Source organism: Bacillus sp. SSR7 (genome assembly GCF_055902415.1).
The window spans coordinates 164,606-190,665 of the sequence record NZ_JBVVXV010000008.1 but is presented as its reverse complement, the minus strand read 5'-3'; the positions used below and the strand labels follow the sequence as shown (position 1 = coordinate 190,665).

Here is a 26,060-nt window from a genome sequence, read left to right as displayed (position 1 = left end):
GGATATGTCAAAAGAGATAGCAAAAAAACGTATAGAAGAACTACGTGATTTGTTAAATACATTTAACTATCAATATCACGTGTTAGACAATCCTTCTGTTTCTGATGCGGAGTATGACCGTAATATGCAGGAGCTTATAAAATTAGAAGCAGAGAACCCAGAGTTTATGAGTGAAGATTCTCCCTCCGTTCGCGTTGGGGGAACGGTTCTTGATATATTTGAAAAAGTAACACACAAGTCACCGATGTTAAGTTTAGGAAATGCATTTAACGAAGGAGATTTACGTGATTTTGACCGACGAGTACGTCAAGGAATTGATGATGCGAATGTAAGATATATATGCGAATTAAAAATTGACGGACTTGCTGTTTCACTTCATTATGAAAAAGGACGCTTCATTCAAGGGGCAACACGTGGTGATGGTGTAACAGGTGAAGATATTACTCAAAATTTAAAAACGATTAAAGCAATCCCGCTTCGTTTAAATGAAGAAGTAACGTTAGAAGCACGAGGCGAAGCTTATATGCCGAAGCGTTCATTCGTTAAGTTAAATGAAGAAAAAGAGCAAAATGGTGAAGATGTATTTGCAAACCCGCGTAATGCGGCAGCAGGTTCAATCCGCCAACTTGATCCGAAAATTGCAGCCAAGCGTAACTTATCTATGTTTGTATACGGTCTTGCGAATGTAGAAGAAAAAACAATCCCATCACATAGTGAATCGCTTGATTTCTTAGGTGAACTTGGATTCAAAACAAATCCAAATCGACGCACATGTGAAACAATTGAAGAAGTTATAGCTTATGTAGAAGAATGGCAAGAAAAACGTCCGCATCTTGATTATGAGATTGATGGGATCGTTATAAAAGTAGATGATGTTGCTCTTCAAGAAAGTCTAGGCACTACAGCAAAGAGTCCAAGATGGGCAATTGCTTATAAATTCCCAGCTGAAGAAGTTGTAACAAGATTAACAGGCATCGAATTAAGTGTTGGTCGTACAGGGGTTGTAACACCGACTGCAGAGCTAGAGCCAGTGCGAGTGGCTGGTACGATCGTTCGTCGTGCTTCTTTACATAACGAAGATTTAATTCGTGAAAAAGATATTCGAATTGGTGACTACGTTGTTGTGAAGAAGGCTGGAGATATTATTCCTGAAGTTGTGAATGTTATTTTCGATAAGCGTACTGGTGAGGAAGAAGAATATCATATGCCAACGCATTGCCCAGCATGTGAGAGTGAATTAGTTCGTTTAGAAGAAGAGGTAGCACTTCGTTGTATAAATCCAACTTGTCCTGCTCAAATTCGAGAAGGGTTAATCCATTTCGTTTCAAGAAATGCAATGAATATTGATGGACTTGGAGAACGTGTCATTACACAACTCTTTGAGGCAGATTATATTCGTACATTTGCTGATTTATATTCGTTGACGAAAGAGCAATTATTACAGCTAGAACGATTTGGAGAAAAATCAGCAACGAATTTAGTACAAGCAATTGAGAATTCTAAAGAAAACTCATTAGAGCGATTATTATTCGGTCTTGGTATTCGCCATGTCGGAGCGAAAGCAGCACGTACATTTGCAGAGCATTTCGAAACGATGGATGCGCTTGTGAAGGCAACGGAAGAAGAACTAAAAGCAATTAATGAAATTGGTGAAAAAATGGCTCAATCCGTAGTAACGTATTTCGATAATGAAGACGTATTAGAGTTATTACAACAATTTAAAGAATACGGCGTGAACATGACATATAAAGGCATGAAAATTGCTGATTTACAAAACGTTGAGTCGTACTTCGCAGGAAAAACTGTCGTTTTAACAGGGAAATTAGAAGTTATGGGACGTAGTGAAGCGAAGAAGAAGATTGAGGCATTAGGTGGAAAAGTAACAGGAAGTGTTAGTAAAAGTACGGATTTAGTTGTTGCAGGTGAAGCGGCAGGTTCGAAATTAGCACAAGCGGAGAAACATAATGTCGAGGTTTGGAATGAAGAGAGGTTCTTACAAGAGCTAAATAAGTAAGAGGTGCAAACTTACCATGAAAAAAATAGCATTAGCGGTATTAAGCCTTGGCCTACTTGTAAGTGGGTGTAGTGCAGGTGCCGACAAAGATGAAAAAGTGGTTGAGAAATCGGGGAAAGCAAAAGAGCAAGCAATCGTCCCGAATTACTCTATTTCGGATGAATATTATAAGACGACTATTCCATTTGAGGGAGGAAACGCACGTGGCTTAGTTGTGCAAGGAGTAAGTAATCGCCTTGATATAGATGAATTTGAAACAGGATTAATGCGTATTGCGAAAGAATCATTTAGTACGAAAGATAATGTTTTAAAAGGCGGAAAATCCCTAAAAACTCAGGATATACAGATGCTTGTTAAAAGAAAGCGTACAGATGCAGAACAAAAGGAACTAGAAGATACACTAAAAAAAGATGCGGTTAAATTCCCGAACATAGGGTTAAATCCTACATTAGGTACAGGATCCGAATCACTAGAAGTGAAAAATAAAAAAAATCCAATATATATTTCAAATATTTTAGAGCATGATTATTATGTGAACAAAGGCGAAAAAAATGAGCGTAGCGGCATTGTAGTTGGATTAGCGATGAATTCGGTTCATTATTATGAGGAAGAGCATGGTTATCCGCGTGAGGCTGCAATTTCGAATGAAAAGATGTTAGCTGAAGGGAAAAAAATGGTGCCAGAAATCTTGAAAGTTATGCATCAACAAGATCCTGAGACAAAAAACCTTCCGATAACATTTGCGATTTATCGTCAGGCTCCAAAGTCTTCGCTCGTACCAGGTAACTTTGTTTCTTATGCGAATGTCGAAAAAGGCAGTGAAACAGTTGAGGATTGGAAACAAATTAATGAGAAGTATTATTTGTTCCCATCTGAACAAGCGAAAACAGATAATAAACGTGAAGACTTGGCGAGAGTATCAAACTTCAAGGCAAAATTAAGTGATTATTTCCAAGGTGACTATACAGCTGTTATCGGTACTGGTATGTATAGAGACGATGAATTAAGAGAAATAAAGCTTGATATTCCTGTCCAGTTTAATGGAAAAGCAGAAATAATTGGCTTTACACAATATGTAGCCGGGCTTGTTATGGAATACTTCCCGAATTATATGAAAGTACAAGTAACGATTAAATCTGTAGAGCGTCCAGAAGCAATTATTATACGTGAAGCGAAGCAAGATGAACCGTATGTGAAAATTTTAGATTAAATAGAAGGGCCGTTCCTTTATGGAACGGCTTTTTTTCTTGGGTAATTTTGTTATAATTTAAAATGTTATAAATAATGGGGTAAGGGGTAAAGCGCATGGACGAATTAAGTTTTCAAGTCATTATTTTATTAATTGCATTCGGTTTTTTAGCAGCTTTTATTGATTCAGTTGTTGGCGGTGGAGGATTAATTTCGCTTCCGGCACTTATGTTTGTTGGTTTACCACCAGCTTCAGCAATTGCAACGAATAAATTAGCTGCAACGATGGGGACGTTTACGAGTGCGATTTACTTTATTCGATCGGGAAAGGTCGATTTTAAAATTGTAGGAAAGTTAATCCCGTTAACTGTTATAGGGGCAGTAGCAGGTGCTTTAGTAGTAAAGTTTATTCCTTCAGATATTTTACGTCCGTTAGTGCTTGTGATGTTGGTATTTATTGCCATTTATATTATTGCGAAAAAAGATTGGGGAAGTGTGTCTACCTATAAGAAGATGACGAAAAGAAAAACATTAATATTTTTCTTTGTTATTTTAATGATAGGTTTTTACGATGGATTTTTTGGACCAGGGACAGGATCCTTTTTAATTTTTGCATTTTTATTAATTGGTTTGGATTTTATTCAAGCGGCTGCATCTGGAAAACTTTTAAACTTTGTTAGTAATATCGTATCGTTAATCACTTTTTTATTTTTAGACGTAATTCATTTTGAATACGGTATTATTATGGGATTATCAATGATTTTGGGCGCTTATTTTGGATCGAAGTTTGCAGTTCAAAAAGGTGTTGGATATGTAAGGACTTTATTTTTGTTAGTAACTATTTTATTGATTAGCAAAAACATTTTGGAATATACTCATATCTTGTAGAGTTATACATTTGTATAACTCTGTTTTTTTATTATATTTTAAAAATTAATTAATTTTTAAAATATAAGTCTAGGAATATTTGAATAAATCTAAATTATCGTGTAGAATAATGTTGTAAAATGTAAACGTTTTTCTAAGGGGAGGCTAAAAGGATGGTAGTAGCATACAAACATGAGCCATTTACAGATTTTTCAGTGGAGGCTAACAAATTAGCGTTTGAAGAAGGTTTAAAGAAAGTAGAATCTTATCTTGGACAAGACTATCCATTAATTATTGGGGGAGAAAAAATCACTACAGAAGACAAAATTGTTTCTGTAAACCCTGCAAATAAAGAGGAACTTGTTGGTCGTGTTTCAAAAGCAAGCCGTGAGTTAGCTGAAAAAGCAATGCAAGTAGCGGATGAAACATTCCAAACTTGGAGAAAATCAAAGCCAGAAATGCGTGCAGACATTTTATTCCGCGCTGCAGCAATCGTTCGTCGCAGAAAACATGAATTCTCTGCTATTCTTGTAAAAGAAGCAGGTAAACCATGGAATGAGGCAGATGCTGATACAGCAGAAGCAATCGACTTTATGGAATATTATGGTCGTCAAATGTTAAAATTAAAAGACGGTATTCCAGTAGAAAGCCGTCCAATTGAATATAATCGTTTCTCTTACATTCCATTAGGAGTAGGTGTTATCATTTCTCCTTGGAATTTCCCATTCGCAATTATGGCAGGTATGACAACAGCTGCTTTAGTTTCTGGTAACACAGTATTACTAAAACCAGCTAGTACAACTCCTGTAGTAGCAGCGAAATTCATGGAAGTATTAGAAGAGGCTGGCTTACCAGCTGGCGTAGTAAACTTCGTTCCAGGTAATGGTTCTGAAGTTGGTGATTACTTAGTAGATCACCCTCGTACACGTTTCGTGAGCTTCACTGGATCTCGTGATGTAGGTATCCGTATTTATGAGCGCGCAGCGAAAGTAAACCCAGGCCAAATTTGGTTAAAACGCGTTATCGCTGAAATGGGTGGTAAAGATACAATCGTTGTTGATAAAGAAGCAGATCTTGAATTAGCAGCTAAATCTATCGTTGCATCAGCATTCGGATTCTCAGGACAAAAATGTTCTGCATGTTCTCGTGCAGTAATCCATGAAGACGTATACGATCACGTATTAAATCGTGCTGTTGAATTAACAAAAGAATTAACAGTTGCTAACCCAGCTGTATTAGGTACAAACATGGGTCCTGTTAATGACCAAGCTGCATTCGATAAAGTAATGAGCTATGTTGCAATTGGTAAAGAAGAAGGTAGAATCTTAGCAGGTGGCGAAGGAGACGATTCTAAAGGCTGGTTCATCCAACCAACAATCGTTGCGGATGTTGCAGAAGATGCTCGCTTAATGAAAGAAGAAATCTTCGGACCAGTAGTAGCATTCTGTAAAGCAAAAGACTTTGACCATGCACTTGCAATTGCAAACAATACAGAATACGGTTTAACGGGAGCAGTTATCTCTAACAACCGTGACCATATTGAAAAAGCACGTGAAGACTTCCACGTAGGTAACTTATACTTCAACCGTGGATGTACTGGTGCAATCGTAGGATACCAACCATTCGGTGGCTTTAACATGTCTGGTACAGACTCTAAAGCTGGTGGCCCTGACTACTTAGCACTTCACATGCAAGCAAAAACTACTTCTGAAACTTTATAAGAAATAGTAGAAGAGATCTTCGCAGTCTGCGAAGATCTCTTTTTTTTGAAAAAATTTTTATATGTGGATTAACATAGTAATCAGTAGAAAAACTAATAAAGTAATAAGGTTTACTTCAGCAAAATGAGGTATATTTATATTTGCTGAATAGATTCTCTTTAAAGATAAGAAAAGTAGGTGAACAAAGTGGGAAAATATCAATTGGATTACAAAGGCCAGGTAGCTGTCGCAAAGTTTCATGAAAAACAGACGCCTGTCAAATTTGATAAAAAGCAACAAATTGAAAAATTGCGTGCGGAGTATTTGAAAAAGAAACAAAAACAAACAGATAAATAATAGGAGAAACTAGTTAATTTGAATTAAAAAACACTTACCATATATTACTACTTGGTAAGTGGAACTAGCTAAACCCTATTAATACCGGGATAAACATGTAAATAGAAATAAAACAACGAGAAAAGTTGACTTATTAGTCACATTTTTTTGTATTCATTTTAAGGATTTCCTGTATAATACAATTTGAAAGAAAATCTATGGTTTGACAAGAAACACTCTTTTCGGTTTTGCTCACTGAAGAGAGTGTTTTTTTGTAGCTAAAAACTCCTCTGTACTCATTACATTTGCATATATGCCATTTAAACTAGCTAAAATTGTGTTATGGATATAAACGGCTGGTATAGTAGCATTCTTAAAAGAAAGGTCTTTTGTAGCACAAGCATCATGTATAACAGTACATTGCAAGCCGAAATCAAAGGCAGCCCTTACGGTAGCATCAATACACATATGAGTCATCATCCCGCATATGACGACGTGTTCAATAGCTAAACGTTGCAATTGCTTTAGAAGATCAGTTTCGCGAAAACTATTTGGATAATGCTTGAGTATAACCGTTTCTTCTCTAAGTGGGCGTACGCTTTCATGAATATGTACACCTTCTGTATTGGGTAGGAAAAAAGTAGCGTCCTCTTTTATTGCTACATGTTGGATATGAAAAATAGGTTCGTTTTTCTTTCTAAAGAGCTGTAGTAGCCGACGGGCATATGCGCTTGCTTCGAATGGATTACGTAATTCCATTTTGCCGTGTGGAAAATAATCATTTTGAATATCAACGAGTAAAAGAGCTGTTTTCATATATTTATCTTCCTCCGATTTCATATTCAAATAATGGTATTCAATTAGTAGAGAAGATTATCCTTTAAAAAAATATGCAAGAGGAGAATTTTACATAACTTTAAAGATTACTATTATTTATTGAATTTTTCATCTGAAAATTTCAATAAATAAATAATTAATATTTTTCTAAAAAATGTATTGACTCTTATTATTCTGAGTTCTATAATGAGAATTAATTAAACGACAATTAAATCGATACATTCTTATCCAGAGAGGTGGAGGGACTGGCCCTACGATACCTCAGCAACGGGTTTTTTTAATACCGTGCTAACTCCAGCAAGCCTATGAAAGGCTTGGAAGATGAGAAGATGTGAACGAGTACATATAAGTGCTCTCCTTCTTATCTTTATGGTTGATAAGAAGGAGAGCACTTTTTATTTTACCTCGAGAGCTCTACTTCAAGTTTTTACAGCATATAGGAGGGGAAAAAATGATTTCTTTTAATAATGTAAGTAAAGTATATGAATCAGGTGGGCAATCTGTTCATGCGGTGGAGGATGTAACGTTATCAGTTGAGAAAGGCGAAATTTTTGGCATTATTGGTTTTAGTGGCGCTGGAAAGAGTACGTTATTACGCCTAGTAAACATGTTAGAGAGACCAACGGCAGGAACGATTTCAATAGATGATAAAGAGATTACATCATTATCGACGAAAGAATTACGGAAGCTAAGACAAAGAATCGGGATGATTTTTCAAAGCTTTAATTTATTTAATTCAAGAACAGTATTTGGGAATATTGCTTATCCATTAAAGTTAGCAAAAGTACCAAAGAATGAGATAAAAGAAAGAGTAAATGAATTGCTGAAGTTTGTAGGGTTAGAAGATAAAGCAAACAATTACCCAGAGCAGCTATCAGGCGGACAAAAGCAGCGTGTTGGTATTGCTAGAGCACTTGCAACATCACCAGATATTCTTATATGTGACGAGGCAACATCAGCTTTAGATCCAGAAACAACGACAGAAATTCTAAACTTATTAAAGAAAGTAAATCGAGAATATAATTTAACAATTCTTCTTATTACACATGAAATGCATGTTGTGAAAGAAATTTGTCACCGTGTAGCTGTAATGGAGAAAGGAAAAGTTATTGAAGAAGGAAAACTGTTTGATGTTTTCACGCAACCAAAAACAAAGACGACTCAAAACTTTGTACGTTCTGTTATTAATGATCATTTACCGGAAAGTGTTTTAGCAAAAATTCAAAATGGTGGTCAGATTTATCGTCTAACATTTACTGGTGAGGAGACAGGACAGCCGGTACTATCATATATCGCAAAAAACTATAATGTTGATGTAAATGTATTGTACGGAAATATTATTGAACTTCAAAATGTGCTATTTGGAAATCTTCTTGTAGAATTGCAAGGCGAACAGAGGGAAATTCAAAAAGCATTACAACATCTAAGACTGCAAGTGCAACTGAAGGAGGTGGAAGCTCATGCGAGTTGATTGGAGTATATTTTGGCCGCGCATACTAGATGCGACGGGGGATACCCTCTTAATGGTAATAGTCACCCTTATATTTGCTACAATTCTTGGTATACCTCTGGGTTTACTTTTATATGTAACGAGAAAAGGAAATTTTTTAGAAAATAAATGGGTCTTTTCTATTCTTAATATCATTATTAATACAATTCGTCCAATTCCATTCATTATTTTCTTAGTAGCTTTAAGTCCACTAACAAGAAGTGTTATCGGAACGACAATTGGAACGGCAGCAGCAATTTTCCCAATGACGTTAGTTGCATCAATTGGTATTGCAAGAATGGTTGAAACAAATCTTGTTTCTGTTCCGAAGGGAGTAATTGAAGCAGCGCAAGCGATGGGTGCTTCACCAATTAGAATTGTTTTTGAAATTCTTGTGCCAGAAGCGTTAGCACCATTAATTTTAGGTGTTACATTTATGACAGTTGGTTTAATTGAATTTTCTGCAGTTGCTGGGCTTGTCGGTGGTGGCGGTCTTGGTGACTTAGCAATGACATATGGTTATCAACGTTTTGATACATCGGTTATGTTCGTAACGGTCGTTTTACTTATTATTCTCGTACAGGTAGCTCAAAACTTAGGAAACTACTTTGCGAAAGTCTTTTTACGCAGATCATAAAAAGGAAGAGGGGAAAAGAAAATGAAGAAAATTTTAGCATTTGCATTATCAGCGATTGTAGGGGTTTCAGCATTAAGCGGCTGCTCAAGTGGAGACACAGGGGCAGGAGCGAAAGAAAAAGTAGTTCGCGTCGGTGTAACTGGAACGGATGGAGACGCTTGGGAAATTTTGAAGAAGAAAGCTGAAAAAGAAGGAATTAAAATTAAACTGGTTGAGTTCTCTGATTACACAACGCCAAATAAAGCGTTAGCTGATGGAGATATTGAATTAAATTCATTCCAGCATATTGCATTCTTAGAACAATTTAAAAAGGAGCATAAGTTAGATATTACAGCTGTTGGTACAACGCAAATTGCACCAATGGGTTTATACTCTGAAAAACATAAGAAAGCAAATGAAATTCCAGATGGTTCAGAAATTGCGATTCCCAATGATCCAACGAACCAAGCGCGTGCATTAAAACTTCTTGATGCAGCTGGATTATTAAAGCTTAAGAAAGACTTTGGCTTATTCGGAGATCCAAGCGGCATTGCTGAAAATCCGAAGAAGTTAAAAATTACACCGGTTATCGCACAGCAAACACCTCGTGTATTAAAAGATGTTGCAGCTTCAGTTATTAATAACGGTGTTGCTGGTCAAGCTGGATTAGATCCAGCTAAGGATCCAATTTTCTTAGAAGATCCAAAGAATGAAAATGCGAAGCCATATATTAATATTTTCGCAGCTCGTACGAAAGATAAAGATGATCCAACACTGAAAAAAGTAATTGAACTATATCATTCAAAAGAAGTAACAGATGCAATTAAGAAAGAAACAAATGATGGTTCCATTTCAGTAGATCTTTCACTTGATGAGCTTGAAAAAATCGTAAAATAGTGATTGGGTTTAATGGACTAACAGAAGGAACCCCTCCGCTGTTAGTTCGTTCAACATATAATCTACTTAACAAACAAAACAAATCCTAATTCTGTACCTTCCAATTCTGTATAACATAGAATCCAATGTTTGTTAAGTAGAGTAATGGACCAGGAGTTTTCCTGGTCTTTTTTTATGAATGAAAGTAGCTAGCGAATAGTAAGGTAATCCAAATTATAATAGGATAAGAAAATAAGCTGAAAGCGAGTGTAATTAAGAATTTATTTTTATGAATTAAGTGTTTTTGGGATGAAAAAAAGAAAATAGAAAAGATGGCAATGAAAGCTGCGGATATTACGCCAGGGTTATAGGAACGGTAAATGAAAAACAAAATAATATGTTGAACAGAGTTGAAGAAAATTGCCCCTTGTATAAAAATAATCCAGTATATAGAAGGCAAGATGTTTAGTTGATATAGAAAGACGATAAGTAAAACAAAGAGAGTCAATATAGAAATAGCAATGGAAAATTGTTGACTAGTTATAAAAGTAATTGAAAATTGATTAGCAAGATATTGTGGCATTTGGAAAAATTCTTCAAGGTTATGAATGAAAAATAAAAAGGGAATAAGCCAAAGCATAATAGTGGGAATTTTTTTTGACAACTTACATCACTCCAATATGGAGATAGAAAGCCTAGAAAGGCCCTCTATCCAGAGATGTTCATTCAATTATAATACTTTTTAAATTATCTTCATGATGCCCTTGTTCTTTTGGATAAGCAGCAAGTTCCTCTTGTAAAATATTTAGTATTTGCTTAGCTGATTGCTGGATTGGGGCAGGTAACTCTTCTAATATATGCATACCGACTTTTATTTTTGTACGGATGACCTTCCTTAGTAGTTCTTCATGCATGTACGACACCTCCAAACCGAATGTTAAGTACATCATCTTCAAACTTAGCCCCTCGAATAGAAAGGTGCGTTAATGTTTTGGGCAATGTGATATTTCGTTTCACAGAACCAGCACGAATGATAAGCTCATCACCTTTTTGATTTAATGCAAGTTCACTTTTGTTAGAGAAGGGAATGGACAGAACGAAAATATACTCATCGCCATCTTTTTTTACATATTGAGTGCGACCGTTAAATTTTACTTCAGTAGGACAATGATCAGTTTTAAATAAAGCATCTCCTACGCGTTCTAACATAGGTAAACCAACAACTTCTTGTTCAAACATTGGAGCTTCGTAAATAGGAAGTGGATCAAAACTATCTTGAATTAATGTTTTATATTTCTTTTGGGTATCTTTCCATGCTTGAAAATAAGGATCGGTGACAGTGTTAGGAATGACACGGTTGATCATAACGGCATCTACGTTATAATCGTATAAATTTAAATACGTAAAGCTGCGCTGTGCTTCTTTAATGACCATTTTTTCAGGATTTACAACGATGCGGATACTTGTTACGTCTCGGTTTGATAAAATGTCTCTCATTTCCCCGAGCTGTTCAAGTGTACTTGTTAATTCGCCCATAATATCATCGGTTGGAAGGGGGACACCAAGAAGTGGTTGAGCTACAGGGCGAACAACCTTTAAAACTTTTCTTTTAATAGGAAAGAGTTTTTCCATCCACCAGCCGAGCATGTCTGGAAAGCTGAGCATTGCTAATGTTTCTCCTGTTGGAGCACAATCAATGATAATAACGTCATATGTGCTTTGTTTATAATAATCGAGCACGCGAAGTAAGCTAATTAAATCTTCCATACCAGGAAACATCGTTAACTCTTCTGTTGTAATATCATCAGCTGCTTTGGAAGTGAAGAGTAGTGTAATATATTTCTGTAACTTTCCCCAGCCCTTTTCCATTTCATAAATTGTATTAATTTCTTGTGCCCACAAATTTTTACGAATTTCTAATGGCTCAGAACATAGCTTTATACCAAATGAATCTCCTAAACTATGAGCCGGATCTGTACTCATTACTAAAGTTTTTAATCCTTGTTTTGCGCTTTGAAGTGCAGTTGCTGCTGAAATGCTAGTTTTTCCTACGCCGCCTTTACCTGTATACAAAATAATTCTCATCATTCATATCCCCCTTGTTTCGAGTATCGAATATTACGAGTGACGAAATAAATGATTGAATAAAAACCCAACTAGGGTTTTATTCAATCGGAATGTTTTTCATTTTAGGTGTAGAAACTTTTTCTTCTGTTTTTTGTTGTGACGTAGCAATGTGATTCATAATCTTTTGGAAGATTTGTAGTAAAAATGTTTTTTCTTCTTCAGATAATGCTTCTGTCACTATGTTAAAGTAATTGGCTGCATTTTGTTTTACTTCTTGAACGAGCATTACGCCGTTTTCTGTTAAACGAATTAATACAATGCGTCGATCGTTTTCATCACGGTACCTTTCAATATATCCTTTTTTTACAAGGCGATTTACAACCCCCGTCGTTGTACTCATTGGTATATCAAGAAGATCAGCGATTTTTGTCATTGTAATATCTGTATTTCGCTCCATCCAAAGTAAACAAAATACTTCAGTTTTAGAAAGTGTTAAATCTAGGCTTACCCATTCTTCAGGATAGAAAAGTTTCTTGGCGTTATCTAGCAGTAAGTCTAAAAAATGTTCATATTGCAACAATTAATTCCACTCCCGTATATTTCGAGGTTCGTAATATTTGTTTTTAGTTTATGTGGGATTGAAATAAATGTCAATCATTTTAACTGTTTTTTCTAATTAGTCGGAAAAATAACGTTGAGCAGTATTTTTTATGCTAGATTTATAAATTTAAAACTAGAATTTACATAAAAGTACATCGTGGTAAATATACTTATCTATAATGGATGTACAGCTAACGAGGGGGAGAATGATGAGAAGACGTAATACGCAAGCGTTCACGTTTTTAGCATGGACTTCATTTGTTTTCGCGCTTTCAGGTATGCTAATTGGAATTTATACGCTAGATGAAACGCTTAGTGTAAAAGGATATTATTTAATTGGAACACTATTTTTAACGATGTCTTGTTTTGTATTACAAAAAACAATTCGTGATAATGAAGAAGATAACGAGAGATTTCCGAAAAATAAACCGTCAGATAAAGAGTAAATCGTAAAGAAAGGCGTTTGCCTTTCTTTTTTTATGTAAAAATGCTGTAAGTGCCGTGTGTTGACTTGCTTGAAGTACTGAAAATTTGGTATCATCAATAGTATTGTAGATTGAACGATATATTATGGAGGTGGCCTAGCCGTGTCAAGAATTTCCGTTGAGAATGTAAAGCACGTAGCACATTTAGCACGTCTTGCAATTACTGATCAAGAAGCAGAAAAATTTCAAAAACAACTAGATGCAATTGTTACATTTGCAGAACAGTTAAATGAATTAGATACAACAGATGTAAAACCAACAACTCATGTATTAACTATGAAAAATGTTATGCGTGAAGATGTACCAGAAAAAGGTTTACCAGTTGAAGAAGTATTAAAAAATGCACCGGATCACAAAGATAATCAAATCCGTGTTCCAGCAGTATTAGAATAGAGGAGGGGAATTTCGATGTCATTATTTGATCATTCAGTATCAGAGTTACATAAGAAATTAAACAACAAAGAAATTTCCGTTACGGATTTAGTAGAAGAATCTTACAAACGTATTGCGGATGTTGAAGATAACGTAAAAGCTTTTCTTACATTAGATGAAGAAAACGCACGCGCGAAAGCGAAAGAATTAGACGCGAAAATTGGTGCTGAAGATAATGGTTTATTATTCGGTATGCCAATCGGTGTTAAAGATAACATTGTAACTAACGGTCTTCGTACGACTTGTGCAAGCAAAATGTTAGCAAACTTCGATCCAATTTATGATGCGACAGTTGTGCAAAAGCTAAAAGCTGCTGACACAATTACAATCGGTAAATTAAATATGGACGAGTTCGCAATGGGTTCTTCAAATGAAAACTCAGGTTTCTACGCTACGAAAAATCCATGGAACTTAGATTACGTTCCAGGTGGATCTAGTGGTGGTTCTGCAGCAGCTGTAGCAGCAGGAGAAGTATTATTCTCTCTAGGTTCTGATACGGGTGGTTCTATCCGTCAACCAGCTGCATATTGCGGCGTTGTAGGTTTAAAACCAACTTACGGACGTGTATCTCGTTACGGATTAGTAGCATTTGCATCTTCACTTGACCAAATCGGACCGATCACACGTACAGTAGAAGACAATGCATACTTATTACAAGCTATTTCAGGTCTTGACCGTATGGATGCAACTTCTGCTAACGTTGAAGTAGGAAACTACTTAGCTGGTTTAACAGGCGACGTTAAAGGTTTACGCATTGCTGTACCGAAAGAATACTTAGGAGAAGGTGTTGGCGAAGAAGCTCGTGAGTCAGTACTAGCTGCTTTAAAAGTATTAGAAGGTATGGGCGCAACTTGGGAGGAAGTATCTCTTCCACACTCTAAATACGCTCTAGCAACGTATTACTTATTATCTTCTTCTGAAGCATCAGCTAACCTTTCACGCTTTGATGGCGTACGTTATGGTGTTCGTTCTGATAATGTGAATAACTTAATGGATCTTTACAAAAACACACGTAGCGAAGGCTTCGGTGATGAAGTAAAACGTCGTATTATGCTTGGTACATTTGCACTTAGCTCTGGTTACTATGATGCATATTACAAAAAAGCACAACAAGTACGTACATTAATTAAAAACGACTTTGAAAATGTATTTGCTAACTATGATGTTATTATTGGACCAACAACGCCAACTCCGGCATTTAAAGTGGGCGAAAAAGTTGATGATCCAATGACAATGTATGCAAATGACATTTTAACAATCCCAGTAAACTTAGCGGGTGTTCCAGCGATTTCTGTTCCATGTGGATTCGGTGCTAACAACATGCCACTTGGTTTACAAATCATTGGTAAACACTTCGATGAAGCGACAATTTACCGCGTTGCACATGCGTTTGAGCAAGCAACAGACTATCATACAAAAAAAGCAAGTCTGTAAGGAGGCGAGCATAGATGAATTTAGAAACAATTATTGGTTTAGAGGTTCACGTTGAGTTAAAAACAAATTCGAAAATTTTCTCTGCGAGTCCAACAGAATTCGGAGCGGAGCCAAATACACAAACAAGTGTAATTGACTTAGGATACCCAGGGGTACTTCCTACTTTAAATAAAGAAGCAGTTAACTTTGCAATGAAAGCTGCAATGGCATTAAACTGTGAAATCGCAACGGAAACGAAGTTCGACCGTAAAAACTATTTCTACCCAGATAATCCGAAAGCTTACCAAATTTCTCAATTTGATAAGCCAATTGGTGAAAATGGCTGGATTGAAATCGAAGTAGACGGTAAAAAGAAACGTATCGGTATTACACGTCTTCATTTAGAAGAAGATGCTGGTAAATCAACGCATACAGCTGATGGTTCATTAGTAGACTATAACCGTCAAGGTATGCCTTTAATCGAGATCGTGTCTGAGCCAGATATGCGTACGCCAGAAGAAGCATATGCATACTTAGAGAAGTTAAAATCAATCATTCAATACACTGGCGTATCTGATTGTAAGATGGAAGAAGGTTCCTTGCGTTGTGATGCGAACATCTCTCTTCGTCCAGTTGGACAAGAGAAGTTCGGTACAAAAGCAGAACTGAAAAACTTAAACTCATTCACTTACGTACAAAAAGGTCTTGAGCATGAGCAAGTGCGTCAAGAAAAAGAATTATTATCTGGTGGTATCATCCAACAAGAAACACGTCGTTATGATGAAGCAACGAAGAAAACAATCTTAATGCGTGTGAAAGAAGGATCTGATGATTACCGTTACTTCCCAGAGCCAGATTTAGTTGAACTTTACATCGATGATGAGTGGAAAGAAGCGGTTCGTGCCTCTATTCCAGAACTTCCAGATGCGCGTAAAGCTCGCTACGTTGCAGAATTAGGCTTACCAGCTTATGATGCACATGTATTAACATTAACGAAAGAAATGTCTGATTTCTTCGAAGCAACTGTTGCAGACGGTGCTGATGCGAAATTAACATCAAACTGGTTAATGGGTGAAGTACTGGCATATTTAAACAAACAACAAAAAGAATTAAAAGACGTTGCATTAACGCCTGCTGGTTTATCTAAAATGGTTCAATTAATTGAAAAAGGTACAATTTCTTCTAAAATTGCGAAGAAAGTATTTAACGAATTAATTGAAAAAGGTGGAGACCCAGAAGAAATCGTTAAAGCGAAAGGTCTTGTTCAAATTTCTGACGAGGGTACACTTCGTAAAGTTGTAACAGAAATTCTTGATAATAATGAGCAATCTATCGAAGACTTTAAAAACGGTAAAGACCGTGCAATTGGCTTCTTAGTTGGTCAAATTATGAAAGCTACAAAAGGACAAGCAAATCCACCGCTTGTTAACAAAATCTTACTTGAAGAGATTAATAAGCGATAATAGTAGTAACTTTTAAAGATTAAGCAGAAAAACACCCGTACATGGGTGTTTTTCTAGGTTAATCAAACGTTTGTTTAAATGAGAGAAAATTATTTAAACAAACGTTTGATTAACTGTCAAAAGTGGAAAAATGTTTGTATAGCAACTATGGTATGATAGTTGCAAAAAGGTGGGAATAATGATAAATCTAGAAATAGAGGTTTTTTCATCTCATGAAATAATAGATAATTATTATTCGTTATATGTAAATTGTTGTGAGGAAATAGATGGACATAAATTTTTTTGTCAAATAAAACAAAACCATTGAAATGAATATTTACTTTTGATGGGCTACACGAATCGGGTTCTTACTGCCTGTTTGAGCGAGATAAAAGAAGGATAGGAAGATGAGAGGAGGTAGGCACGGGAATACTGAATAGAAGTTCGGTATGTTCTTTGTCGATACATAAAGAAATTTCCTGTGCTAATAAATGATGAAGCGAGCAAGAATTATTTATAATCCTACTTCTGGGCGTGAGCTATTTAAGAAGAGCTTACCGGAAGTATTACAAAAATTAGAACAAGCTGGATATGAAGCATCTTGTCATGCGACAACGGGTCCTGGAGACGCAACTGTGGCGGCGAGGCAAGCTGTAGAGCGTAAATTTGATGTTGTTATTGCGGCTGGTGGTGACGGCACGTTAAATGAAGTCGTAAACGGTCTAGTTGGTCATGAATTCCGTCCGAAATTTGGAATTATTCCAGTTGGAACGACAAATGACTTTGCACGTGCAATCGGTGTACCTCGTTCTATTGAAGAAGCAGCGGATATTATTTGTGAAGGAAAAACTGTGCCATTAGACCTTGGTAGAGCAAACGATACATATTTTATTAACATCGCCGGTGGCGGTCGTATTACAGAATTAACATATGAAGTACCAAGTAAGCTAAAGACTGTATTAGGACAACTTGCTTATTATTTAAAAGGTATTGAAATGCTACCATCACTACATCCAACATATGTTGAAATTGAGTATGATGGAAAATTACTACAAGAAGAAATTACGATGTTTTTAATTACGAATACTCGTTCAGTGGGCGGCTTTGAAAAGGTAGCACCATATGCATCGATTAACGATGGCTTATTTGATTTATTAGTGCTGAAAAAAGGTTCGATTGCCGACTTAATTAAAGCTGCAACACAAGCGCAGCGTGGTGAACATATTAACAATCCAAAAGTACTATACACACAAGCGAACCGAATTAAAGTGCATTCACCAGATAAACTAATGATTAATTTAGATGGTGAATATGGTGGAGATGCACCGATGGAATTCGAAAATATGTATCATTGTCTGGAACTATTTGTTCCTGAACATCAAGAGGATGCCCTGTAAAGGCATCCTTTTTTATTATATAGAAGAATTGTAAATTTGAAGTTAGTTTGATTTTTATGGTATTTTTACAATTTGTTTATTTTATATCCATACTTTATTGATACACTGGAGGAGATAAGAGACGAGAGGTAGGGTGCTATGGAGAAGGTAAAAGCAATACTATTTGATAAAGATGGGACATTAATGGATTTTCATTCAATTTGGATAAAAGTAGCTGAAGAACTTGTGGCGGAATGTATCAATTTATATGAACTGCCAAAGTCAATGCAGCCTACTTTATTAAAAGAGATCGGCGTGGAGGGGGTGTTTGTGAACCCTCGTAGCGCAATAGCGGCAGGAACAAGCCTTGATGTAGCAAAGGGGCTTTGTAAGTATATTACGTCATCTAAAGAAGAGGAAATGCATGAATGGGTAAGTGAAAAATTATTTTCGCTTATGTACGAGCACCGTTCCTATATGAAAATGACGGCAGATTTACCGAGAATTTTACAAAGTTTAAAGGATAGAGGATTTATTTTAGGTGTTGTGACAGCTGATGATTTCGCACCGACAGAATTATTTTTAAAACAGTATCAATTAGAGTCTTTTTTTGATTATGTTGTAGCTTCAGATACATTTCCAGCACAAAAACCAGATAAAAGAATTGTAGAATCCTTTTGTGAGAAGTTTCATTTAGAGGCATGTGAAGTAGCGGTCGTTGGGGATACACCGACTGATTTATATTTAGCGAAAAATGGCGGCGATTGCTATGCAATTGGAGTACTATCTGGTACAGGAGATCGTCAAACGTTAGAACCACTTGCTGATTTAGTAGTACAATCTGTTGGGGACTTTATTTCTCATTTAGGTGAGTTTGTTTGGGAAAAAGGAAAGTCTAATGTGTAAGAAAAATAAGTCTATAAAGACTCTTAATGAGTCTTTATAGACTTATTTTTTATGGCGAAATAGAAGGTATGTAGGATGAATACTGAAAAAGAATATTGGCATACATTTTGCAATGAAAAGAGAAAACAATGTAAAGAAAAGGATGAGGTACGTAATGAATACAAAAAAATTTGCTAAAGTAAATGAACAAATTCCTGGACCGAAAGCAGCGTCTTTACTAGAACGCCGCCAAAATATAGTACCAAAAGGAGTAAGTAACGGCATCCCAACGTTTGTACAATCTGCAAATGGTGCTCTTGTTACTGATGTTGATGGCAATCAGTACATTGATTTTGCTGGAGCAATAGGAACAATTAACGTAGGGCATTGTCACCCAGCTGTTAAAGAAGTACTCCATAAACAAGTAGATCAATACATTCATACTGGATTTAATGTCATGATGTATGAGCCATATATTGAATTAGCAGAAAAACTTGCGGCATTAGCGCCAGGAAGTTTTGATAAGCAAGTACTATTTTTAAATAGTGGTGCAGAAGCAGTTGAGAATGCGGTGAAAATCGCTCGTAAATATACAAAAAGACCTGGTATTATTGCATTTTCTAAAGGATTCCACGGTCGTACATTAATGACAATGACGATGACAAGTAAAGTAAAACCATATAAATTTGGATTTGGCCCATTTGCTCCGGAAGTATATAAAGCGCCATTTCCGTACGAATATCGTCGCCCGGAAGGACTAACTGAAGAGCAGTACGATGACTTTATGATTGAAGAGTTTAAGAATTTCTTCATATCAGAAGTAGCGCCAGAAACGATTGCAGCCGTTGTAATGGAACCTGTTCAAGGGGAAGGTGGGTTTATCGTCCCGAGTAAGAAGTTTGTGCAAGAAGTACGCAATATTTGTTCAGAACACGGCATCTTATTTGTAGCGGATGAAATTCAAACTGGATTTAGCCGTACAGGAAAATATTTTGCCATTGATCATTATGATGTCGTTCCGGATTTAATTACGGTATCTAAATCATTAGGTGCTGGTGTACCGATTAGTGGTGTTATTGGGCGCAAAGAAATTATGAATGAGTCTGCACCAGGAGAACTTGGTGGAACGTATGCAGGAAGCCCGCTAGGATGTGCGGCAGCATTAGCAGTACTTGATGTAATAGAAAAAGAGAATTTAAATGATAGAGCGATAGAATTAGGGAAAGTCGTAATGAACCGATTCGAAGAGATGAAAAATAAATATAATTGCATCGGTGATGTACGCGGTTTAGGAGCAATGTGTGCATTTGAGCTCGTTCAAGATCGTAAGACGAAAGCACCTGATAAAACGTTAACAGCTAATTTGTGCACAGAAGCAAACAAACGCGGATTACTTCTACTATCAGCAGGAACATACGGTAATGTTATTCGTGTGCTAATGCCATTAGTAATTACAGATGAGCAACTTGAAGAAGGATTAACAATCATTGAAGAATCATTGCAAGTCTGTTATGAGAAAGCAAATATTGCTCGTGTTTAAAAGTTAAATAATAAAACAGCAAACATTCTAGCTGACTCTATATAAAATGCAGAAAATTCACTTTATAATAAAGGTAGTGAAGTGAATCGATGGATTGGAAGTTAGGGGTGGCTAGGATGGTTGCAGAAAAGGAACGAGTGTTAATGGATTTACAAGATGTATTTGAATATGCGTTTGACGAAATTTTTGTGACTGACGAAAAGGGAATCGTTGTGCGTGTAAATAGTACATGTGAAAGGCACTATCAATTAGCTGCTAAAGAGTTAGTAGGTAAACATGTAAAAGAATTGCAGAAGGATGGTATCTTTTATCCATCAGCAACGTTAGAAGTAATTGAAAAAAAGAGGCCGATTGAACTCGTTCAAACGACAAAATCAGGAGAGTATTTACACGTTCGTACAAGGCCCGTTTTTGATGATGAGGGAAATTTAAGAAGGGTGATTAGTTACTCTCGTGATCTTACAGAACTCTATCAATTACGTCAAAAGGTAGAAGAAATGGATAATCAGTTAAAAACATATAAAAAAGAATTAAGAGAAACATATGAACATGAAGGACTTATTTTTAAAAGTATCGCTATGCAAAAAATAGTCGAGACAATCAAGAAAGTATCGGTGGTAGATAGTACTGTTCTCGTTTTAGGTGAGACAGGAGTGGGGAAGAGTCGATTGGTGCGTCATTTACATGAAGTGAGTAACCGGAAGAATGAAAGTTTCTATGAAATTAACTGTGCGGCATTGCCAACGAATTTAATTGAATCAGAGCTTTTTGGATACGCAGGCGGATCTTTTACAGGTGCGAATCGTGAAGGGAAAAAGGGACTATTAGAATCAGCGCATAAAGGAACTCTTTTCTTAGATGAAATTGGTGAAATGCCGCTTGAAATTCAAGCGAAGCTTTTGCAAGTGTTGCAAGAAAAAACGTTTCGCCCTATAGGCGGAAGAGAATTAAAAAAGGTGGACGTTAGAATTGTAGCGGCAACAAATAGAGATTTAAGTATGATGGTGAAACAAGGAACATTCCGTAAAGATTTATATTATCGTCTGAATGTCATTCCGATTTTAATTCCACCACTAAGGGAAAGAACGGAAGACATCTTGCCACTCATTTATCATTATTTACAACACTTTAACGGGAAATATGGTCGGAATGTAAAATTAGCGCCTAGCACATTGCAAATGTTTGTTGGTTACCCGTGGGAAGGAAATAATAGAGAAATTGAAAATGTGATTGAGCGAATTGTTATAACTGCTGATGATATCGTTACGATAGAGGATTTGCCAATAGCGATGCAAGAATCAACAGTTGAACAGTCTGGTCAAAGTCTCTATAAAATGTTAGAAGACGTAGAACGGAATATTATTTTGAAAGCATATAAAACATACGGATCGAGTTATAAAGTAGCGGAGTTTTTAAAAATAAGTCAATCTGCTGCCACGAGGAAAATAAAGAAACTTATAGAGGAGGAAGAGAACATTGGATAAAAAAGCGATGTTTGTAAATGTAGAGAAAAAGGCGATGTATATAAATGGTGAGTGGATTACATTGCAAGAACAAATCGAAGTAAATAATCCAGCAACGAAGGAAATATTTGCGACTGTACCAAAGGGTGGGGTAACTGAGGCAAAGCAAGCCGTTGATGCTGCTCATGAAGCTTTTAAATCATGGTCTAAGTTAACAGCAGCAGACCGTGCAGTGAAGTTAAAAAAATGGTTCACACTTATCGATGAAAATAAAGAAGAGATTGCAGCGATTATGACGAGAGAACAAGGAAAGCCATTTGCAGAAGCACTTGGTGAAGTGAATTATGCAAATAGTTTTGTTGAATGGTATGCGGAAGAAGGAAAACGCATATATGGTGAAATGATTCCTGCTTCTCATCCGAATAAACGTATTTTAGTTATGAAGCAACCAGTTGGCGTTATGGCAGCTATTACGCCTTGGAACTTCCCTGCCGCTATGATTACGAGAAAGGTAGCCCCGGCACTTGCAGCAGGATGTACAGCGGTTGTAAAACCTGCAAGTCAAACGCCGTTAACTGCGTTAAAATTAGCTGAATTAGCTCATGAAGCGGACATTCCAAAAGGTGTAATAAATATTGTAACAGGTAGTGCAAAAGCAATTGCTGATACGTGGATGGAAGATGGGCGTGTTCGAAAAGTGTCCTTTACAGGATCAACGGAAATTGGGAAAGAGTTAATGGCTAGTGCGGCACAAACGATGAAAAAGGTTTCACTTGAGTTAGGCGGTCACGCACCGTTTATTGTTATGAATGATGCAGACTTAGATAAAGCAGTAGAGGCAGTAATCGGTTCGAAATTCCGTAACGCAGGACAAACGTGTATATGTACAAACCGAGTATTTGTTCAGGAAGAAGTGTATGAAGCGTTTGTAGAGAAGTTCCAAAAGGCAGTAGGGCAGTTGAAAGTAGGAGACGGTTTCGGTGACGGAACGACTGTAGGACCACTTATTGACGAGAATGCAGTTTCGAAAGTACAGGAACATATTGAAGATGCTATTCAAAAGGGGGGAACGGTTTTATATGGTGGCCAAAAGGTTGTAGAGCTAGATGGACACTTTATGCAACCGACTGTAATTGGGTTGGCAAATGATACGATGCTTTGTATGACTGAAGAAACATTTGGACCAGTTGCACCAGTTGCGAAATTTAAAACAGTTGAAGAAGTAATTGAACGTGCAAACAATACACCATACGGTTTAGCGGCGTATATTTTCACAAAAGATATTAGTCAAGCATTCCAAATTAGCGAAGCGTTAGAATACGGTATTATCGGATTAAATGATGGACTTCCATCAGTTGCACAAGCACCGTTTGGTGGCTTTAAGGAGAGTGGCATTGGCCGTGAAGGAGGTCATTTCGGTATCGAGGAATATTTAGAAATTAAATATATTTCATTAGGACTATAAGTAGTATACTAGAATCTCTATAAGGTAACAGAGAAGGAGATTCTAGTATGGTATATTGGCTATTATTACTCGTAACAATTATTTTTGAAGTGGCTGGAACAATTGCGATGAAATTATCAAATGGTTTAACAAAGCTCGTTCCAAGTGTACTGATTTTCGTATTTTATGGAATTTGTTTCAGCGTATTTGCTATCGTCGTTAAAAAGATTCATTTAAGTATTGCTTATGCTATTTGGTCTGGTGTAGGGACATTACTTATTACAATCATTAGCGTGTATTTCTTCAAAGAGCACATTAACTTATTCCAAGCATTTTGTATTCTCTTTATTGTTTTAGGAGTAATTGGGCTTAAGGTTTCATCGGCATCATAAAAGGCTATCTTCCGGTGTGGAAGATAGCCTTTTATTTGTATTAAAATGCCCAGTTACCTTTACGGAAGATTGGTTCATGTCTTCCATCATCTGTAATACCATCGATATCAAGCTCAGCTGATCCGATCATAAAGTCGTTGTGTGTAATACTAGTGTTTGCTCCGTTTTCAGCAAGTTCTTCTTTAGACATTGTTTTTCCGCCAACTAAGTTAAATGCATAAGCGCTTCCGATTGCAAGGTGGCAAGATGCGTTTTCATCAAATAGCGTATTGTAGAATAAAATATTTGTATTTGAAATTGGTGAATCATGAGGTACTAAAGCTACTTCTCCTAAGAAGTGAGAACCTTCATCTGTTTCTACTAAATGTTTTAAAGCTTCTTCTCCAACTTCAGCTTTATAATCTACGATACGTCCGTTTTCAAATGTTAACGTGAAGTTATCGATAATGTTACCTGCAAATGCTAACGGTTTTGTACTAGATACTTGGCCGTTTACACCTGTTTTAAGTGGCATTGTAAACACTTCTTCAGTTGGAATGTTCGCCATAAATGGTACGTTCTTTTCATTTAAGCTACCAGCACCAGCCCACACATGTTTTTCTGGAAGTTCGATCGTTAAATCTGTTCCAGGACCTGTATAGTGAAGAGCTTTATAATGCTTTTCGTTTAAGTAATCAACTTTTGTATGTAACGTTTTATCGTGTTCTTTCCATGCTTCCACAGGATTTTCTAAATCAGCACGAGTAGCCTTGAAAATAGCATCCCATAGTTTTGCTTCTTGTTCTTCTGGTGCAACGTCAGGGAATACTTTCGCAGCCCATTCTTTCGTAGGAACAGAAATGACACACCAGCTTACTTTATCAGCTTGTACGTAATCACGGTATACTTTCATTGCTTCACCAGCTACTTTATGAGCTGTTGCGATACGCGTTGGTTCTACACCTTTTAATAAATCAGGGTTTTCTGCATAAATAGACATAAATGCAGCGCCTTCTTTTGCTAATTCTTCACGAGCGTGTGCTTTCCAAGATGGGAACTCAGCGAATGCTTCTTCAGGAGCTAGATCGAACTTTAAGCGTGTTAACGTCTCATCATTCCAATCCACATATACGTGTTTTGCACCAGATTTATATGCTTTTTCTGTAACGAGGCGTACAAATTGTACAGCTTCAAGAGGTGCACTAATTGATAATGTTTGTCCCGGTTGAATATTAACACCAACATTGACTGCAAGGGCAGCATATTTCTCTAACGTTTGTTCAAATGACATATGTATAATCTCCTTTAATTTGAAAGATTTCTTACTATATATAATACAAGAAAATTCAAAAAATATATATAAATATAGCCTAAAAAGAGAGCTCAAAATATATTGAGCTCTCATCGTTATTTAATCGAAGAAGCAAATTGTTCTACAGTCGTTGAATTGTGTATGCGAACACGCTTCATTTTTAACAACTCATCGGGTTCACCTTTTGTGATGAACTTTCCGGGTTTTGTTGTCGTCGCAAATTGATAATATTTCTTCGTTTCTGCAACGACTTTATCATCTACATGACCGAATGGATAAGCAACTGCGATAACGGGCTTACCTGTTATTTTTTCTAGCTTTTCTTTCGATCCCTTTAATTCTTCTTCATAGTTTGTAATCTTCGGTAAGTCTGCATGTGTTGCAGTATGAGATTGCATGGAGAAAATGCCGGAATCAACCATTTCTTTTATATCAGATGTAGAAAGAGATCCTTCAGCATCAACATTATTCACAATCATATATTCTGTTGCTGCCGGTTTAAATGTATCGTCTTTTAGCTTTTGTAAAACATGAAATGCGTTCATATTATTTTTCATACCATCATCAAATGTAACAAAGATAGGTTTATTTACTTTATTTATATCGCCCCAGCGTTCAAACGTTAACAGTGTATAACCATTATCCTTTAAATATTTCATTTGGGCTTCAAAGTTAGCAGGTGATACGAATAAGTCTTTAATCCCTTGACCGTGATAATCATCGATTGCATGGTACATAAGAACGGGAACCTTTTGCTCAAAAGTAATTGCAGACTTTGTGAGCGGAATAGTTTTCCCATCTTCTTTCATTCCTATTGCTTCAATTTGGAACTCACCGCGTTTTCCTTCAAATTCTTTTATGTCAAAATGAAGTGAAAATTGCTTTTCCCTTTCTTTAGAAGAAAAAGACTTAGCAGTTTCTTTTCCATCAGCAGTTCGCCAAATTTTGTATTGTATCTCAGTTAAAGTATCTTTTATATCTGTCATATGAATAGTAGTGTTTGTAGATTCATGTGTAATTTGGTTATAAGAAATTTCCCCTTGTTCTTTCACAGTCTCTTCTTGTTTTTTAGTTTCTTGAACCCTTTTCTCTTTTTTAGGTTCTTGACTTACATTGTTAGTATTACAGCCTGCTAAAATAGCAGATGTACATAAAGCAATTGCTGCGTATTTTCTCATAAAATCACCTTCTATTGTGTATTATATTGCATACTGATATTTAAAATCCCCACCGCTGTAAGAGTGGTGGGGACATACCCTTGTTCATCATAGCATTTGAAGAAGATGTATGGAATTAGAAAAGTAACA

At 36.4% G+C, this 26,060-nt stretch carries 25 protein-coding genes and 1 riboswitch; of the genes, 18 read left to right on the top strand and 7 right to left on the bottom strand.

Annotation, left to right across the window (positions count from 1 at the left end; genetic code table 11):
• Positions 1-4 precede the first annotated feature (4 nt).
• From ligA to AC0NJG_RS16435, 5 genes are all read left to right on the top strand, one after another.
• Positions 5-2,014, top strand: a complete 2,010-nt coding sequence (gene ligA / locus AC0NJG_RS16455) for an NAD-dependent DNA ligase LigA (protein ID WP_087951957.1) — start codon at positions 5-7, stop codon at positions 2,012-2,014.
• A gap of 16 nt (positions 2,015-2,030) precedes the next feature.
• Positions 2,031-3,224, top strand: a complete 1,194-nt coding sequence (locus AC0NJG_RS16450; RefSeq protein ID WP_087951958.1) for a CamS family sex pheromone protein — start codon at positions 2,031-2,033, stop codon at positions 3,222-3,224.
• A 95-nt stretch (positions 3,225-3,319) separates the two neighbouring features.
• Positions 3,320-4,090, top strand: coding sequence for a TSUP family transporter (locus tag AC0NJG_RS16445; protein ID WP_071726243.1), 771 nt, complete (start codon positions 3,320-3,322; stop codon positions 4,088-4,090).
• Positions 4,091-4,242: 152 nt separating this feature from the next.
• Positions 4,243-5,790, top strand: coding sequence for an L-glutamate gamma-semialdehyde dehydrogenase (pruA, locus tag AC0NJG_RS16440; RefSeq protein WP_000259554.1), 1,548 nt, complete (start codon positions 4,243-4,245; stop codon positions 5,788-5,790).
• A 201-nt stretch (positions 5,791-5,991) separates the two neighbouring features.
• A complete protein-coding gene (locus AC0NJG_RS16435) occupies positions 5,992-6,126 on the top strand; it encodes a hypothetical protein (RefSeq protein WP_254915810.1) in 135 nt (44 codons plus the stop codon).
• 231 nt (positions 6,127-6,357) lie between these two features.
• On the opposite strand, the gene AC0NJG_RS16430 is transcribed toward AC0NJG_RS16435, so the two are convergent.
• Complete coding sequence (locus AC0NJG_RS16430; RefSeq protein WP_087994638.1) at positions 6,358-6,921, bottom strand: cysteine hydrolase family protein; 564 nt, start codon at positions 6,919-6,921, stop codon at positions 6,358-6,360.
• A gap of 242 nt (positions 6,922-7,163) precedes the next feature.
• Positions 7,164-7,270: riboswitch (SAM riboswitch) on the top strand.
• Between the two features lie 123 nt (positions 7,271-7,393).
• Between AC0NJG_RS16430 and AC0NJG_RS16425 the strand changes: the two genes are divergently transcribed.
• From AC0NJG_RS16425 to AC0NJG_RS16415, 3 genes are read left to right on the top strand one after another with little or no spacing between them, the layout of a single operon-like run.
• Positions 7,394-8,413: a methionine ABC transporter ATP-binding protein gene (locus AC0NJG_RS16425; RefSeq protein WP_087951960.1), complete on the top strand. Its 1,020-nt coding sequence runs from the start codon at positions 7,394-7,396 to the stop codon at positions 8,411-8,413.
• Positions 8,403-9,068 carry a methionine ABC transporter permease gene (locus AC0NJG_RS16420; protein WP_087951961.1) on the top strand — a complete coding sequence of 222 codons (666 nt, stop codon included), beginning with the start codon at positions 8,403-8,405 and terminating at the stop codon, positions 9,066-9,068. Before AC0NJG_RS16425 ends, AC0NJG_RS16420 begins: the two co-directional genes overlap by 11 nt.
• Before the next feature lie 21 nt (positions 9,069-9,089).
• On the top strand, positions 9,090-9,944 hold the full coding sequence (locus AC0NJG_RS16415; RefSeq protein ID WP_087951962.1) for a MetQ/NlpA family ABC transporter substrate-binding protein: 855 nt from the start codon (positions 9,090-9,092) through the stop codon (positions 9,942-9,944).
• A gap of 172 nt (positions 9,945-10,116) precedes the next feature.
• Here AC0NJG_RS16415 and AC0NJG_RS16410 read toward each other — a convergent pair whose 3' ends face one another.
• From AC0NJG_RS16410 to AC0NJG_RS16395, 4 genes are all read right to left on the bottom strand, one after another.
• Entirely contained in the window at positions 10,117-10,587 is a 471-nt protein-coding gene (locus AC0NJG_RS16410) for an HXXEE domain-containing protein (protein ID WP_087994636.1), read from the bottom strand.
• A gap of 58 nt (positions 10,588-10,645) precedes the next feature.
• Positions 10,646-10,837 carry a DUF3926 domain-containing protein gene (locus AC0NJG_RS16405; protein WP_140168487.1) on the bottom strand — a complete coding sequence of 64 codons (192 nt, stop codon included), beginning with the start codon at positions 10,835-10,837 and terminating at the stop codon, positions 10,646-10,648.
• Positions 10,830-12,011, bottom strand: a complete 1,182-nt coding sequence (locus tag AC0NJG_RS16400) for an ArsA family ATPase (RefSeq protein WP_087951964.1) — start codon at positions 12,009-12,011, stop codon at positions 10,830-10,832. The genes AC0NJG_RS16405 and AC0NJG_RS16400 overlap by 8 nt, the downstream gene beginning before the upstream one ends.
• 76 nt (positions 12,012-12,087) lie before the next feature.
• Positions 12,088-12,570 (bottom strand): MarR family winged helix-turn-helix transcriptional regulator, encoded by a 483-nt coding sequence (locus AC0NJG_RS16395; protein WP_087951965.1) that lies wholly within the window; start codon positions 12,568-12,570, stop codon positions 12,088-12,090.
• 229 nt (positions 12,571-12,799) lie between these two features.
• Between AC0NJG_RS16395 and AC0NJG_RS16390 the strand changes: the two genes are divergently transcribed.
• The 10 genes from AC0NJG_RS16390 to AC0NJG_RS16345 all read left to right on the top strand — a co-directional run bounded on the left by AC0NJG_RS16390 (position 12,800) and on the right by AC0NJG_RS16345 (position 23,462).
• Complete coding sequence (locus AC0NJG_RS16390) at positions 12,800-13,036, top strand: YiaA/YiaB family inner membrane protein (protein ID WP_087951966.1); 237 nt, start codon at positions 12,800-12,802, stop codon at positions 13,034-13,036.
• 141 nt (positions 13,037-13,177) lie between these two features.
• Positions 13,178-13,468 (top strand): Asp-tRNA(Asn)/Glu-tRNA(Gln) amidotransferase subunit GatC, encoded by a 291-nt coding sequence (gene gatC / locus AC0NJG_RS16385; RefSeq protein ID WP_000086999.1) that lies wholly within the window; start codon positions 13,178-13,180, stop codon positions 13,466-13,468.
• A 15-nt stretch (positions 13,469-13,483) separates the two neighbouring features.
• Complete coding sequence (gene gatA / locus AC0NJG_RS16380) at positions 13,484-14,941, top strand: Asp-tRNA(Asn)/Glu-tRNA(Gln) amidotransferase subunit GatA (RefSeq protein ID WP_000051446.1); 1,458 nt, start codon at positions 13,484-13,486, stop codon at positions 14,939-14,941.
• A 14-nt stretch (positions 14,942-14,955) separates the two neighbouring features.
• Complete coding sequence (gatB, locus tag AC0NJG_RS16375) at positions 14,956-16,383, top strand: Asp-tRNA(Asn)/Glu-tRNA(Gln) amidotransferase subunit GatB (protein WP_001047685.1); 1,428 nt, start codon at positions 14,956-14,958, stop codon at positions 16,381-16,383.
• 470 nt (positions 16,384-16,853) lie between these two features.
• A complete protein-coding gene (locus AC0NJG_RS16370; protein WP_000977677.1) occupies positions 16,854-17,759 on the top strand; it encodes a diacylglycerol kinase in 906 nt (301 codons plus the stop codon).
• 138 nt (positions 17,760-17,897) lie between these two features.
• Positions 17,898-18,644: an HAD family hydrolase gene (locus tag AC0NJG_RS16365; RefSeq protein WP_087951967.1), complete on the top strand. Its 747-nt coding sequence runs from the start codon at positions 17,898-17,900 to the stop codon at positions 18,642-18,644.
• Between the two features lie 154 nt (positions 18,645-18,798).
• Positions 18,799-20,163, top strand: a complete 1,365-nt coding sequence (gene gabT, locus AC0NJG_RS16360) for a 4-aminobutyrate--2-oxoglutarate transaminase (RefSeq protein WP_087951968.1) — start codon at positions 18,799-18,801, stop codon at positions 20,161-20,163.
• A 116-nt stretch (positions 20,164-20,279) separates the two neighbouring features.
• Positions 20,280-21,647, top strand: coding sequence for a sigma-54 interaction domain-containing protein (locus tag AC0NJG_RS16355; RefSeq protein WP_087951969.1), 1,368 nt, complete (start codon positions 20,280-20,282; stop codon positions 21,645-21,647).
• Entirely contained in the window at positions 21,640-23,091 is a 1,452-nt protein-coding gene (gene gabD, locus AC0NJG_RS16350; RefSeq protein ID WP_087994634.1) for an NADP-dependent succinate-semialdehyde dehydrogenase, read from the top strand. Before AC0NJG_RS16355 ends, gabD begins: the two co-directional genes overlap by 8 nt.
• 47 nt (positions 23,092-23,138) lie before the next feature.
• Positions 23,139-23,462, top strand: a complete 324-nt coding sequence (locus tag AC0NJG_RS16345; protein WP_000263259.1) for a DMT family transporter — start codon at positions 23,139-23,141, stop codon at positions 23,460-23,462.
• Positions 23,463-23,502: 40 nt separating this feature from the next.
• Here the strand turns inward: AC0NJG_RS16345 and AC0NJG_RS16340 are convergent, their stop codons facing one another.
• Positions 23,503-24,732, bottom strand: a complete 1,230-nt coding sequence (locus AC0NJG_RS16340; protein WP_087951971.1) for an aminopeptidase — start codon at positions 24,730-24,732, stop codon at positions 23,503-23,505.
• 116 nt (positions 24,733-24,848) lie between these two features.
• Positions 24,849-25,931 (bottom strand): polysaccharide deacetylase family protein, encoded by a 1,083-nt coding sequence (locus AC0NJG_RS16335; protein ID WP_474063225.1) that lies wholly within the window; start codon positions 25,929-25,931, stop codon positions 24,849-24,851.
• Between the last annotated feature and the right edge of the window lie 129 nt (positions 25,932-26,060).